Below are 13,503 nucleotides of genomic sequence, written 5' to 3'. Positions count from 1 at the left end.
GCGTTCCGCAGAAAAGAAAGGGTGCGTGTCGTGACCACCGCCCAGCCCCTGGATGTCCAGCCGACACCCCTCGCCCTTCTGCTGCTCGGCCGCGAGGCCGACCCGCGGAGCGAGCGCGGGGTCGAATGCCCGGGCGACCTGCCCTCCCCGTCCGACCCGGACCTGGTGGAGCGCGCCCGTGCCGCCAAGGAAAAGCTCGGGGACAAGGTCTTCGTCCTCGGTCACCACTACCAGCGCGACGAGGTCATCCAGTTCGCGGACGTCACCGGCGACTCCTTCAAGCTCGCCCGGGACGCGGCGGCGCGGCCCGAGGCGGAGTACATCGTCTTCTGCGGCGTGCACTTCATGGCCGAGTCCGCGGACATCCTGACGGGCGACGACCAGAAGGTCGTCCTGCCCGACCTGGCCGCCGGCTGCTCGATGGCCGACATGGCCACCGCGGAGCAGGTGGCCGAGTGCTGGGACGTCCTGACGGAGGCGGGGGTCGCCGACGCGGTCGTGCCGGTCTCGTACATGAACTCCTCCGCCGACATCAAGGCCTTCACCGGCAGGCACGGCGGCACCATCTGCACCTCGTCCAACGCGAAGCGGGCGCTGGAGTGGGCGTTCGAGCAGGGTGACAAGGTGCTCTTCCTGCCGGACCAGCACCTGGGCCGGAACACGGCCGTGCGGGACATGGGGATGTCCCTGGAGGACTGCGTCCTCTACAACCCGCACAAGCCGAACGGCGGTCTGACGGCCCAGGAGCTCCGCGACGCGAAGATGATCCTCTGGCGCGGGCACTGCTCGGTGCACGGGCGCTTCTCGGTGGAGTCGGTCGACGACGTACGGGAGCGGATTCCGGGCGTCAACGTGCTGGTGCACCCGGAGTGCAAGCACGAGGTCGTGGCGGCCGCGGATTACGTGGGCTCGACGGAGTACATCATCAAGGCCCTGGAGGCGGCGCCGGCCGGCTCGAAGTGGGCGATCGGCACGGAACTGAATCTGGTGCGCCGGCTGGCGAACCGTTTCGCCGCGGAGGACAAGGAGATCGTCTTCCTCGACAAGACGGTGTGCTTCTGCTCGACGATGAACCGGATCGACCTGCCGCACCTGGTGTGGACGCTGGAATCCCTGGCCGAGGGCAACCTGGTGAACCGGATCCAGGTCGACGTGGAGACGGAGAAGTACGCGAAGCTGGCGCTGGAGCGGATGCTGGCGCTGCCGTAGGGCCCGCCCCCGGCCCACGCGCGCGAGAAGGCCCCCGGGCCCCGTCCGTGAGGACGGGGCCCGGGGGCCCTCGCGTCGTCGCGGGCGGATCAGGCCTTCGCGGGCTCCGGTTCCTCGGAGGCGGCTTCCTCCGGCGTCTCCGGGGCACCGGTCCCCGACTTCGCCTCCCGCTTGGCCGCCTTCTTCTCCGCGCGGCGCTCCTTGCGGAGTTCGACGACCGCGTAGAGCGTCGGCACCAGGAGCAGGGTCAGCAGTGTGGAGGTGATGAGGCCGCCGATGACCACGACCGCCAGCGGCTGGGAGATGAAACCGCCCTCGCCGGTGACACCCAGCGCCATCGGGACCAGAGCGAAGATCGTCGCGAGCGCCGTCATCAGGATCGGACGCAGACGGTGGCGGCCTCCCTCGACGACTGCCTCGACAACGCCCATTCCCTGCGCTCTGTACTGGTTGATCAGGTCGATCAGCACGATCGCGTTGGTCACCACGATGCCGATGAGCATCAGCATGCCGATCATCGCCGGGACGCCCATCGGGGTACCGGTGACTACCAGGAGCCCGATGGCGCCCGTCGCCGCGAAGGGGATGGAGACCAGCAGGATCAGCGGCTGGATGAGCGACCGGAAGGTGGCCACCAGCAGCATGAAGACGATGGCGATGGCCGCCAGCATGGCCAGGCCCAGCTTCATGAAGGCGTCGTTCTGGTCCTCGGAGACACCGCCGATCGTCGCGGTGGCGCCGTCCGGGAGGTCCAGGGCGTCGATCTTCGTCTGGAGCGACGTGCTGACCGCGCCCGTGTTGTCGCCGGTCGGCTTGGCCGTGATCGTCGCCGCGCGCTGACCGTCGATGCGGGTCATCGAGACCGGGCCGGGGACCAGCTCCACGGTGGCGATGTCGCCGAGCCTGACCGGGCCGAGCCGGAGGGCCTTCAGTTCGGTCATCGTGGTGGCCGGCTCCGCCGACTTCACCAGGACGTCACGCTCGGTGTCGTCCATGATCGCGGTACCCGCCGGAGTGCCGCGCACCGCGCCGGCCACCGCCGCACCGAGGGTCGTCCCGTCGAATCCGGCGTCGGCCGCCTTGTCGTTGGCCTTGACCGAGATACGCGGAACGCTCTGCGCCAGGTCGCTCTGGACGTCGGTGACGTCCTCGAGTTCGGCGACCTCACCGCGCACCGCCTCGGACGCCTTCTTCAGGACGTCCGCGTCGGCGGCCTTGACCACGACGCTGAGGTCCTGGCTGCCGAAGCCGTCGCCCGCGGCGATCGTGGTGTCACCGATGCCGTCGAGCTTGCCCAGGGCCTCGTCGATCCGGTCCTGGGTGGCGTCGAAGTCCGCCGAGTCCTTCAGGGTGACCTGGTAGGAAGCCTGGTTGGCGCCCGTACCGCCGCCGAAGGCCGCCAGGAAACCGGAGGAGCCGACGGTGACCTGGTAGTCCTCGACGCCCTTGTCCGCGGCCAGGACCTTCTCGACCTTCCGCGCGGCCTCGTCGGCCGCCTCCAGGCTGGTGCCGGGCGTCAGCTCCTGCTTGACGGAGAGGACCTCCTGCTCCCCCTGGTCGAAGAAGTTCGTCTTCAGCAGGGGCACCATGCCGAAGGTGCCGAACAGGACGGCGAAGGCGATGACGACGCTGGTCACACGCCGCCGGGTCGCGAAGCGGAGCACCGGGACGTAGAGCCGCTGGAGCCGACTGGCCGCCTCCTTCTCCTCGGCCTTACGGCGCGCCTCGTCCGGGTCGGTGTCGGTGCCCTTGGGGGGCCGCAGGAACCAGTACGAGAGGACCGGGACCACGGTCAGCGAGACCAGCAGGGAGGCCAGCAGGGCGGCGGTGACGGTGAGCGAGAAGGAGCCGAAGAGCTGACCGACCATGCCGCCGACCAGGCCGATGGGCAGGAACACCGCGACGGTGGTGAGCGTGGACGAGGTGACCGCCCCGGCGACCTCCTTGACCGCGGTGATGATCGCCGACTGGCGTTCCTCGCCGTAGCCGAGGTGCCGCTTGATGTTCTCCAGGACGACGATCGAGTCGTCGACTACGCGGCCGATCGCGATGGTCAGCGCGCCGAGGGTGAGCATGTTCAGCGAGAGGTCGCGGGTCCAGAGCACGATCAGCGCGAGGACGATCGAGAGCGGGATGGACACCGCGGTCACGAGCGTGGAACGGATCGACGCGAGGAAGACCAGGATCACGACGACCGCGAAGAGCAGGCCCAGGGCGCCCTCCGTGGTGAGGCCGGAGATCGACTTGGAGACGGCGGGGCCCTGGTCGGAGACCACGGTCAGTTCGGCGCCCGCGCCGAGGTCCTTGCGCAGGCCGGGGAGCTTGTCCTGGACGGCGTCCGAGATGGCGACGGCACTGCCGTCCTTGTCCATGGTCGCCATGACCGCGAGGCTCGGCTTGCCGTTGGTCCGGGTGAGGGAGACCGCGGTGGCGGGCTCCTGCTTCACCGTGGCGACGTCACCGACACGGACGGGCTTGCCGCCCTCGCCCGTCGCCGGGTTCTGCGCGACGACCTTGAGGTCCTCGATCTGCTGGAGCGAGGTGAAGGAGCCGCCGACCTGGATGGTGCGGCTCTTGCCCGACTCGGAGAAGGATCCGGCCGGAACGGTGGCGCCCGCGGCCTGGAGGGCCTGGGACAGCGAGCCGGCGTTCAGTCCGGCCGCCGCGAGCTTGCCGTCGTCGGGGACCACGGAGATCTGGAGCTCCTGGACACCGTCCACGGAGACCTGGCCGACGCCCTCGATGTCCTCGAGCGCCGGGACGACCGTGCGGTCGAGCTCGTCGGCCAGCGCCTGCTGGTCCTTGTCCGAGGTGACGGCCAGGACGACGGTCGGGATGTCGTCCGTCGAACCGGCGACGACCTGCGGGTCCACGGAGTCGGGCAGCTGGACCCGGGCGCGGTTCACCGCCTGCTGGATGTCGGCGACGAGCTGCTTCGTGCCTTCGTCACCGAAGTCGAAGCTCGCCATGATGACGGCGTTGCCCTCGCTGGCGGTCGAGGTGATGCCCTCGACGCCGTCGACGGCCTTGATGGCGTTCTCGAGGGGTTCGACGACCTGCTTCTCGACCACATCGGGGGACGCGCCCTGGTAGGGCGCCAGCACCGACACCATGGGGAGTTCGATGGTGGGCAGCAGCTGCTGCTTGAGCTGCGGGATCGCGATCGCTCCGAAAACGAGCGCGACGATCGAGATCAGTCCGATCAAAGCCCGTTGCGCGAGGCTGAATCTGGACAGCCAGGACATGGGTGGGTCTCTCTTCTGTGGCGTACGCGGCAGGTGGGCGGCTGCCAGATGCTCACAGCGGTGCACGGTGCGTGCTCACGACGGTGATCACAGGGGACACAGACCGCCCACCTTTACGATCGCCGGATCCGCGGGCGAAGTCGTCGGCCCCCGGGTTGCTTTCCCGGGCCCCGCATACCGCAGCTGGAGTAGCCGCGCCTACACCCGTCACTCCACCCTGGGGCGCACCAGGCCCGATTCGTAGGCAATGACGACCAATTGCGCCCGGTCCCGGGCGCCCAGCTTCGCCATGGCCCGGTTCACATGGGTCTTCACGGTGAGAGGGCTGACGACGAGGCGGTCGGCGATCTGGTCGTTGGAGTGCCCGCCCGCGACCTGGACGAGCACCTCCCGTTCGCGCCCCGTGAGCGCGGCGAGGCGCTCGGCGTACTCCGCCGCGTCCGCCCCCTCCCCGGCGCTGCCTCCCTGGGCCAGGAAGCTGGCGATCAGGCCCTTGGTCGCGACCGGCGAGAGCAGCGCCTCACCGGCCGCGGCGACACGGATGGCGTTGAGCAGTTCCTCCGGCTCCGCTCCCTTGCCCAGGAAGCCGGACGCCCCGGCGCGCAGGGACTGCACCACGTACTCGTCCACCTCGAAGGTGGTGAGCATGACGATCCGTACGCCCGCCAGATCGGGGTCCGCGCTGATCATCCGGGTCGCGGTGAGTCCGTCGGTGCCCGGCATGCGGATGTCCATGAGCACGACGTCGGCGCGGGTCGAGCGGGCCAGTGTGACGGCCTCCGCCCCGTCCGCGGCCTCCCCGACGACGTGCATGTCGGACTCGGAGTCGACCAGCACCCGGAACGCGCTGCGCAGCAGTGCCTGGTCGTCGGCGAGCAGCACCTTGATGGGCGTCATGCGCATCCCCCCGTCGTGCCCGCCGTGTCCGGCCGCTCCGGCGCGCGTGTGCGGGACGTGAGGGGCAGGATCGCATGGACCCGGAAGCCGCCCCCGTAACGGGGTGCGGCCGTGAGGGTGCCGCCGAGGGCGGTGACGCGCTCACGCATGCCGATGAGGCCGTGGCCGCCCCCGTCGGCGGGTGCGGGTGGGGTGTCCTGTCCCCCGCCGCCGTCGAGCACGGTGATCTCCGCGGTCTCCCCGACGCGTACGACACTCACTTCGGCCTTCGCGTCGGCACCGGCGTGCTTGCGCACGTTCGTCAGGGCCTCCTGGATGATCCGGTAGGCGGCGAGGTCGACCGCCGCGGGCAGCGGGCTGTCCGGATCGGTGCAGGCCACCTCGACCGGGAGTCCGGCGTTGCGGAAGGTGTCGACCAGCGCGTCGAGGACGGCGAGCCCCGGGGCGGGTTCCGTGGGCGCCTCCGGATCGCCGGACTGGCGCAGCAGCCCGACCGTGGCGCGGAGCTCGTTGAGCGCGGAGCGGCTGGCCTCCCGTACGTGGGCGAGCGCCTCCTTCGCCTGGTCGGGGCGCTTGTCCATGACATGGGCGGCGACCCCGGCCTGCACGTTGACCAGGGCGATGTGGTGGGCGACGACGTCGTGGAGGTCCCTGGCGATGCGCAGGCGCTCCTCGGCGACCCTGCGGCGCGCCTCCTCGTCCCGGGTGCGCTCCGCGCGTTCGGCCCGTTCCCTGATCGCGTCGATGAACGCGCGCCTGCTGCGCACGGCGTCCCCGGCGGCGCAGGCCAGCCCCGTCCAGGCGAGCACCCCGACGTTCTCCTGGCTGTACCAGGGGGTCGGGCCGACCACCATCGCCGCCACGGTCAGCACCAGCATGGTCAGCAGGCCGACACGCCAGGTGGTGGGGCGGTCCGTGCGGGACGCGACGGTGAACAGGGCGATGACCACGCTCAGCACCACGGGGGCGGGCGGATCCGTCAGGAGGAACGCGACGGCGGACAGCAGCCCCGTCACGGCCAGCACGGCGACGGGCCTGCGTCGGCGCAGGACGAGAGCCGCGGCGGCGAGCACCATCAGGAGCACGCTGAACGGCCCGGGGGGACGTGCGTGGAAGACGGGCCCGTGACCCGGGTCCGGCTCCGCGAACGCCGCACAGACCATGCAGACGAGCACGGCTGCCGCAAGCCCCCGGTCGAAGGCGAGGGGATGGCCGCGCAGCCAGCGGCGGGGGCGCACGAACCCGGTTCCGAGGGAGGTCACGTCGAGCAACGGTACGGCGTGTCGCGGACGGGGCGGTTTCGGACGGCGTCCCGCCGCCCTTCGCGGCACGGGCGACCGTGCGGGCCGCCGGCCCCGTACGGCGGGCACCCGGAACAGCACGGTGCCCCGCGCCGGACGGACCGGGGCGGGGCATCGCGGGGAGTGCGGAGCGGGCGGCTCCGGTCAGCCGGGGATCAGCCCGTCGTCGCGGAGCATGGAACGCACCTCTTCGAGTGTGGCGTCAGGTGCCGGAAGGATCAGCTCGGACGGCTCGAGCGAGTCGTCCGGGAGAGGCGCGCCGAGCTCGCGCACCTTGTCCAGAAGCGCGTGGAGCGTGGTCCGGAAGCCGGGTCCGTCACCGCTCTCCATCTCCGCGAGGAGTATGTCGTCGAGCTTGTTCAGCTCGGCGACATGACTGTCGGCCAGTACGACCTGGCCCTCCCCCATGATCCGTACGATCATGACGCCGCCCTCACTGCTTGTCGAACTTGTGCGGGGACTGCTGCGACTGCGGTGCCGCGTCCTCGGCGCCGCCCTCGATGGCCTGCTGCTGCCCTGCGGAACCGCCGGCCAGTTCGGCCTTCATGCGCTGCAGTTCCAGTTCTACATCCGTACCACCGGAGATCCGGTCCAGCTCGGCGGCGATGTCGTCCTTCGCCGTGCCGGACGGGTCGTCGAGCGCGCCGGAGGCCAGCAGCTCGTCGATGGCTCCCGCACGCGCCTGGAGCTGCTGGGTCTTGTCCTCGGCCCGCTGGATCGCCAGGCCGACGTCGCCCATCTCCTCGGAGATGCCGGAGAAGGCCTCGCCGATCCGGGTCTGGGCCTGGGCAGCGGTGTAGGTGGCCTTGATGGTCTCCTTCTTGGTACGGAAGGCGTCCACCTTGGCCTGCAGGCGCTGCGCCGCGAGAGTGAGCTTCTCCTCCTCGCCCTGCAGCGTCTGGTGCTGCGTCTCCAGGTCCGTGACCTGCTGCTGGAGGGCGGCGCGCCTCGACAGCGCCTCGCGGGCCAGGTCCTCGCGGCCGAGCGCGAGCGCCTTGCGCCCCTGGTCCTCCAGCTTGGACGACTGTCCCTGGAGCTGGTTCAGCTGCAGCTCCAGGCGCTTGCGCGAGGTCGCCACGTCGGCGACTCCGCGGCGTACCTTCTGGAGCAGCTCCAGCTGCTTCTGGTACGAGTAATCGAGGGTCTCGCGCGGATCCTCGGCCCGGTCAAGGGCCTTGTTTGCCTTCGCGCGGAAGATCATCCCCATACGCTTCATGACACCGCTCATGGGCTTCGCGCGCCCCCTTCTGACGGACTGAGCTCCAGCACTCCAACAGAACCCACAGTACGGGCCCTGTCTCCATTACCGCACTGTTCGAGCACCGATGTGCTCCTCCGCAAGGACGACTGCCGCCGATGACCACTCCCGCCCAGGGAGTAGACGAACATCAGGGACGATGCCGGCCGGCGTCCGTTCTGTCCCCGTCGGGACACTTTTCAGGACGCGGGCCGTTGCCGGATCGTTCCCGGCCGGTCCCCGCTACTCGCGGCCGACCCCGTACCCTTGGGTTTTGTGTTCCGTAGCCGTTCCAAGGAAGAGAAGGCCCCCACCGGCAAGGTGACGGCGGACCTCTCCAAGCAGCCCCGCGACCCTCAGGCTCCCAAGGGTCGCCCCACCCCCAAGCGCAGCGATGCCCAGACGCAGCGCCGACGTGCCTCCAGCGGCGCGCCGACCGATCGCAAGGAGGCCGCGAAGCGCCAGCGCGAGGCCCGCCGGGCGGACCTGGCCCGGCAGCGGGAGGCACTCGCGTCGGGCGACGAGCGGTATCTGCCGGTCCGCGACAAGGGGCCCGTGCGCCGCTTCGTCCGTGACTTCGTGGACTCGCGCTTCTGCATCGCGGAGTATTTCCTTCCGCTCGCGGTGATCATCCTGATCCTCAGCGTGATCCAGGTCCAGAACATCCAGAACATCTCGCTGCTGCTCTGGCTCGGCGTGATCGTGCTGATCGTCGTCGACTCCATCGGCCTCGGGTTCCGTCTGAAGAAGCAGCTGGCCCAGCGCTTCCCCGACACCCCGAAGCGCGGCGCGGTGGCCTACGGCCTGATGCGCACGCTCCAGATGCGCCGGCTGCGTCTGCCCAAGCCGCAGGTCAAGCGCGGAGAGCGGCCCTGAGCACGGAGACCTCCGGCTTCACGGGGGCCTCGTCCCAGTGGCTGAGCGGGCTCGGCGGACTGCGCAACACGGTCCGCCAGGAGCTCGTCGCGCGGCAGCTCGACGAGCAGATAGCCGCGCGCTACCCCGTGGGGCAGCGGCTGCGGGTGCTGGACGTGGGCATGGGCCAGGGCACGCAGGCCCTGCGCCTGGCACGGGCCGGGCACTCCGTGACGGGCCTCGAGTCCGACGCCGAGATGCTGCGGACCGCGCGGGAGGCCCTGGCGGGCGAGCCCGAGGGCATCCGGGAGCGGGTGCGGCTCATCGAGGGCGACGGCCGTGACACCGGGGTGCACTTCATGCCGGGCAGCTTCGACGTGGTGCTCTGCCACGGTGTGCTGATGTACGTGCCGGAGCCGGATCCGCTGCTGGCCGGCCTGGCCCGGATGCTGGCTCCCGGCGGTCTGCTCTCGCTGCTCGTGCGGAACGCGGACGCCCTGGCGATGCGGCCCGGGACGGCCGGCGACTTCGGCGCGGCCCTCGCCGCGTTCGAGACGGACACGTACACGAACAGGCTCGGCCTCTCCGTCCGGGCGGACCGGCTCGACGTGCTGCGGGCCACCCTCGCCGGGATCGCCGCCCCGCTGCACACCTGGTACGGCGTGCGGGTCTTCACGGACAACGTGAGCAACGAGGCGGAGCTGCCCGGCCCCGAGGAGCTGGCCCGCGTGTTCGACGCGGAGGACCGGGCCGGGCGGACCGACCCGTACCGCGGGGTGGCCGCGCTGCTGCACCTGTGCGGCGTGCGCGGCTGACCCGGCCGCGCGCGTACCGCTGATCGGCCCAGCAGCGCAGGCCGCCGCCGGTGTGCCCTGGCGATACTCCGGGCATGGACGCAACCCCTTCCCGCCGCCGGGTACGCCGCTCGCTCACGCCCCTGACCGCCGGTGCCTGCGCGATCGCCCTGGCGAGCGCCTGCGCCGGGCCGGGTCCGGCCCCGTCCGCCGCGCCGGACAAGCAGGCGGTCGTGCCACGGGCCGCCGGTGACCTGGAGGACCGGTACCGGTCGGTCATCAAGGACGTGCTGCCCTCCGTCGTGCAGATCGGCGCCGGGGACGGGCTCGGCTCGGGCGTCGTCTACGACGACAGGGGCCACATCGTCACGAACGCCCATGTCGTGGGCAGCGAGAAGACCTTCGACGTCACCGTCGCCACCGGCGAGAAGGTGCTCAAGGCCTCCCTCGTCTCCTCCTACCCCGAGCAGGACCTGGCCGTCGTCAAGCTCGACGACGCGCCCGACGGGCTGCGTGCGGCGGAGTTCGGGGACACCGACGAGGTCGAGGTGGGGCAGATCGTCCTGGCGATGGGGTCACCGCTCGGGCTGTCCAGCAGCGTCACCCAGGGCATCGTCTCGGCCGTGGGGCGGACCGTCAGCGAGAGCCGCTCGGGCGGCGGCACCGGGGCGACGCTCGCCGACATGGTGCAGACCTCGGCGGCGATCAACCCGGGCAACAGCGGTGGCGCCCTGGTGAACCTCGACAGCGAGGTGATCGGTATCCCGACCCTCGCGGCGACGGACCCGCAGCTGGGCGACTCCGCCGCGCCGGGGATCGGGTTCGCCATCCCCGTCTCCATGGTGCGGACGGTCGCCGACCAGATCATCAGATCGGGCAAGGTCACCGACTCGGGCCGGGCGGCGCTGGAGATCACCGGCCGCACCGTCGTCGACGACGCGTACAAGCCCGCGGGCGTCGCGATCGTGAGCGTCCAGAAGGGCGGGGCCGCGGAGAAGGCCGGGCTGCGGGCCGGCGACATCATCACCCGGATCGGTGACGACCGGGTCACGACGATCACCTCGCTCTCGGAGGCCCTGGCGGGCGACGAGCCGGGCGAGAAGGTCGAGGTGACGTACACCCGCGGGGACGCGGCGAAGAGCGCCGAGGTCACCCTGGGGGAGATCTGAGAGCCGGTCAGGGGCGCGGGGCCACCGGCGGCCGGGGAGCCCGCCCGGACGACCGGGTCCGGGCGGGTCCGCGGACCTCAGTCGGCCTGGAGGCCCATCGGGCCGTAGATCTTCGTCGTGTCCTCGAAGAGCGTCACCTGGTCCGCGCCGCCTTCGAGGAGCTCCTTCCAGAACTCACCGATCCACGACTCCGCGTCGCCCTGGGTCGTGAACTCCTCCGGCTGCAGCGCCGGCTCCGTCTCCGTACCGTCGGACTTCTCGAACCGCCACGTCCACGCCATGTCCGCCTCCTGGGTCACGTTGCTCCCCGAAGACTAGTGGGTGTCCCGGGCGCGCAGGTGGCGGATGGACACGGGAGGATCAGAGCGTGGAACTGACACTGCTCGGCACCGGCGCCCCCGACGGGCTGCCGCGGCCCGACTGCCCCTGCGCCGTCTGCGCCTCCTCCCGCGGCGGCGGGGCACGTGCCGCCACCGCGCTGCTCGTCGACGACGCGCTGCTGCTGGACCTGACCCCGGGCGCGGTGTTCGCCGCCGCCCGCGCGGGCCGCTCGCTCGCCGCCGTGCGGCAGGTGCTGCTGACCCATCCCCATGACGGTCCCGCGATGGAACTGCCCGCCTCGCTCCCGCCCGCGGGCCGCGTGCCGGACGGCCAGGAGCTCACGCTGATCAGCGGCCACCGGGTGCGGGCCCTGGCGATGGACGCGCCGGGCACGGGTTACGAGGTGACGTCGCCGGACGGCGAGCGCCTTCTGTACCTGCCGCCCGGGGCCTCCCCCGCCGGCCTGGCCGCCCCGGTGGCGGAGCCGTACGACATGGTCGTGTGCGACGTGATCGGACGGCCGGACGCCGTGGCCAGGCTGCGGGCCGCCGAGGCGGTCGGACCGAACACCGAGGTCGTCGCCGTCCATCTGGACCACGACGCGCCGCCCGGGGCCGAGCTGGACCGCCGGCTCGCGGCCGGCGGGGCGCGGGCCGTACCGGACGGAACGACGCTGCCGGTGGGCGCGTACCACGCAGTACCCGAGGTGCCCCGGCGCACGCTGGTCACGGGCGGGGCGCGTTCGGGGAAGTCGGTGGAGGCCGAACAGCGCCTGGAGACCTTCCCCGAGGTGGTGTACGTGGCGACGGGCGGGCGCCGAGAGGGGGACGTGGAGTGGGCGGCCAGGATCGGACTGCACCGCGAGCGCAGGCCTGCCGCCTGGCGCACCGAGGAGACCTGCGAGCTGACGGGTCTGCTGGAGGAGGACGGCCCGCCCCTGCTGATCGACTGTCTGTCGCTGTGGCTGACGGACGCGATGGACCGGGTCGAGGCGTGGGACGACGGCCGGTGGGCGGACGGCGGGGAGGAGAAGCTCCGTGAGCGCGTCGCCGAGCTGGTCCGCGCGGTGCGCGGGACGCGGCGTACGGTCGTCGCCGTGACCAACGAGACCGGCTCGGGCGTGGTCCCGGCGACGGCCTCCGGGCGGCGCTTCCGGGACGAACTGGGCCGTCTGAACGCCGCGTTCGCGGCCGAGTGCGAGCAGGTGCTGCTGGTGGTGGCGGGGCAGGCGCTGGTGCTGCGGGGCTGAGGCAGGGGCGGGGTGCGGGGCCGGGGATGCGGAGGGGTGTGCCGGGTACTGTTCCGGACAGGAGCCCTCCGGCGGGCTCCGGCCCACCTGTGACGACCCGCGAGGCAGACCCCCGTGAATCTGGACGACTTCTCCGACCTGATCGAACGCCCCGACGGAGGCGTACGGCGCGATGCCGAGGAACACCGGGAGCGGCTCGCCGTCCCCGTCGGCGCCCTCGGCCGGCTCGACGAGCTGGGGGAATGGCTGTCGGCCGCTCAGCAGTCGGTGCCCGTCAAGGCGATCGAGCGGCCGCGCGTCGTCCTGTTCGCCGGTGACCACGGGGTGGCGGAGCTGGACGTCTCCGGCCGGGCCGCCGGGACCGCGCACGAACTCGTCCGCGCGGCGCTGGACGGCGCGAGCCCCGTCGCCGTGCTGGCCCGCCGCTTCTCCGTGCCCGTGCGGATCGTCGACGCCGGACTGGACTGCGACCCGGATCTGCTGCCCGAGAGCGTCGTACGCCACCGGGTGCGGCGCGGCAGCGGCCGGATCGACGTCGAGGACGCGCTGACGGCCGAGGAGGCCGAGCAGGCCGTACGGCTCGGGATGCGCGTCGCGGACGAGGAGGCCGACTCCGGCACGGATCTGGTGGTGCTGGGCGATCTGAGCGTCGGCGGCACGACGGCGGCCGCGACCCTGATCGCCGCCCTGTGCGGGACGGACGCCTCGGTGGTGACCGGACGCGGCGGTGCGGGCATCGACGACCTGGCCTGGATGCGCAAGTGCGCGGCGATCCGGGACGCGCTGCGACGGGCCCGGCCGGTCCTCGGTGACCAGCTGGAGCTGCTGGCCACCGTCGGCGGCGCGGACCTGGCGGCCATGACGGGGTTCCTGCTGCAGAGCGCGGTGCGCCGGATGCCCGTCGTGCTGGACGGCGTGGTCTCGGCGGCGTGCGCGCTGGTGGCCCAGCGGGCCGCCTTCCGGGCACCCGACTGGTGGCTCGCCGGCCAGGTCAGCGGTGAGCCCGCGCAGGCGAAGGCGCTGGACCGGATGGCGCTGACCCCGCTCCTGGACCACGGGGTGACGGTGGGTGAGGGAAGCGGCGCACTGCTGGCGCTGCCGCTCGTCCAGGCAGCCGCCGCCCTGGCGGCGGAGCTGCCCGAGCGGGCGCAGGAGCCCGCGGAGCAGAAGACGGAGGAGCAGTCCGACGACGCGGAGCCCGCGGAGTCGACCGCCTGAGCGGCCGG

General features: G+C 72.0%; 12 protein-coding genes. 6 read left to right on the top strand and 6 right to left on the bottom strand.

Annotated features, from left to right (window positions below; all coding sequences use genetic code 11):
• The first annotated feature begins 21 nt into the window (after positions 1-21).
• Entirely contained in the window at positions 22-1,209 is a 1,188-nt protein-coding gene (gene nadA / locus IA22_RS0104075; protein WP_030122761.1) for a quinolinate synthase NadA, read from the top strand.
• An 89-nt stretch (positions 1,210-1,298) separates the two neighbouring features.
• Here the strand turns inward: nadA and IA22_RS0104070 are convergent, their stop codons facing one another.
• The 5 genes from IA22_RS0104070 to IA22_RS0104050 form a co-directional block, all read right to left on the bottom strand.
• On the bottom strand, positions 1,299-4,454 hold the full coding sequence (locus IA22_RS0104070) for an efflux RND transporter permease subunit (RefSeq protein WP_014156672.1): 3,156 nt from the start codon (positions 4,452-4,454) through the stop codon (positions 1,299-1,301).
• Positions 4,455-4,661: 207 nt separating this feature from the next.
• Positions 4,662-5,351 carry a response regulator gene (locus IA22_RS0104065; protein WP_014156671.1) on the bottom strand — a complete coding sequence of 230 codons (690 nt, stop codon included), beginning with the start codon at positions 5,349-5,351 and terminating at the stop codon, positions 4,662-4,664.
• On the bottom strand, positions 5,348-6,613 hold the full coding sequence (locus IA22_RS0104060) for a sensor histidine kinase (protein ID WP_014156670.1): 1,266 nt from the start codon (positions 6,611-6,613) through the stop codon (positions 5,348-5,350). Before IA22_RS0104060 ends, IA22_RS0104065 begins: the two co-directional genes overlap by 4 nt.
• Positions 6,614-6,796: 183 nt before the next feature.
• Positions 6,797-7,075: a PspA-associated protein PspAA gene (pspAA, locus tag IA22_RS0104055; protein ID WP_014156669.1), complete on the bottom strand. Its 279-nt coding sequence runs from the start codon at positions 7,073-7,075 to the stop codon at positions 6,797-6,799.
• A 10-nt stretch (positions 7,076-7,085) separates the two neighbouring features.
• The gene (locus tag IA22_RS0104050) at positions 7,086-7,868 is read right to left on the bottom strand and encodes a PspA/IM30 family protein (RefSeq protein WP_014156668.1); all 783 of its coding nucleotides are present in this window, start codon (positions 7,866-7,868) and stop codon (positions 7,086-7,088) included.
• 297 nt (positions 7,869-8,165) lie between these two features.
• Here IA22_RS0104050 and IA22_RS0104045 point away from each other — a divergent pair, with 297 nt between their 5' ends.
• The 3 genes from IA22_RS0104045 to IA22_RS0104035 all read left to right on the top strand — a co-directional run bounded on the left by IA22_RS0104045 (position 8,166) and on the right by IA22_RS0104035 (position 10,707).
• Positions 8,166-8,765, top strand: a complete 600-nt coding sequence (locus IA22_RS0104045; RefSeq protein ID WP_014156667.1) for a DUF3043 domain-containing protein — start codon at positions 8,166-8,168, stop codon at positions 8,763-8,765.
• Positions 8,766-8,824: 59 nt separating this feature from the next.
• On the top strand, positions 8,825-9,559 hold the full coding sequence (locus IA22_RS0104040; protein WP_179831142.1) for a class I SAM-dependent methyltransferase: 735 nt from the start codon (positions 8,825-8,827) through the stop codon (positions 9,557-9,559).
• A 74-nt stretch (positions 9,560-9,633) separates the two neighbouring features.
• Complete coding sequence (locus tag IA22_RS0104035; protein ID WP_030122760.1) at positions 9,634-10,707, top strand: S1C family serine protease; 1,074 nt, start codon at positions 9,634-9,636, stop codon at positions 10,705-10,707.
• Positions 10,708-10,784: 77 nt separating this feature from the next.
• On the opposite strand, the gene IA22_RS0104030 is transcribed toward IA22_RS0104035, so the two are convergent.
• Positions 10,785-10,988: a hypothetical protein gene (locus IA22_RS0104030; protein ID WP_014156664.1), complete on the bottom strand. Its 204-nt coding sequence runs from the start codon at positions 10,986-10,988 to the stop codon at positions 10,785-10,787.
• 86 nt (positions 10,989-11,074) lie between these two features.
• Between IA22_RS0104030 and IA22_RS0104025 the strand changes: the two genes are divergently transcribed.
• Together IA22_RS0104025 and cobT are read left to right on the top strand one after the other, a co-directional pair.
• Positions 11,075-12,277: a bifunctional adenosylcobinamide kinase/adenosylcobinamide-phosphate guanylyltransferase gene (locus IA22_RS0104025; protein ID WP_015576877.1), complete on the top strand. Its 1,203-nt coding sequence runs from the start codon at positions 11,075-11,077 to the stop codon at positions 12,275-12,277.
• A gap of 114 nt (positions 12,278-12,391) precedes the next feature.
• The gene (gene cobT, locus IA22_RS0104020; protein ID WP_030122759.1) at positions 12,392-13,495 is read left to right on the top strand and encodes a nicotinate-nucleotide--dimethylbenzimidazole phosphoribosyltransferase; all 1,104 of its coding nucleotides are present in this window, start codon (positions 12,392-12,394) and stop codon (positions 13,493-13,495) included.
• Positions 13,496-13,503: the final 8 nt, after the last annotated feature.

Source organism: Kitasatospora papulosa (genome assembly GCF_000717245.1).
GTDB classification, from domain to species: Bacteria; Actinomycetota; Actinomycetes; order Streptomycetales; family Streptomycetaceae; genus Streptomyces; species Streptomyces papulosus.
The sequence above is the reverse complement of the archived record's forward strand: the minus strand, read 5'-3'. Positions and strand labels throughout refer to the sequence as shown.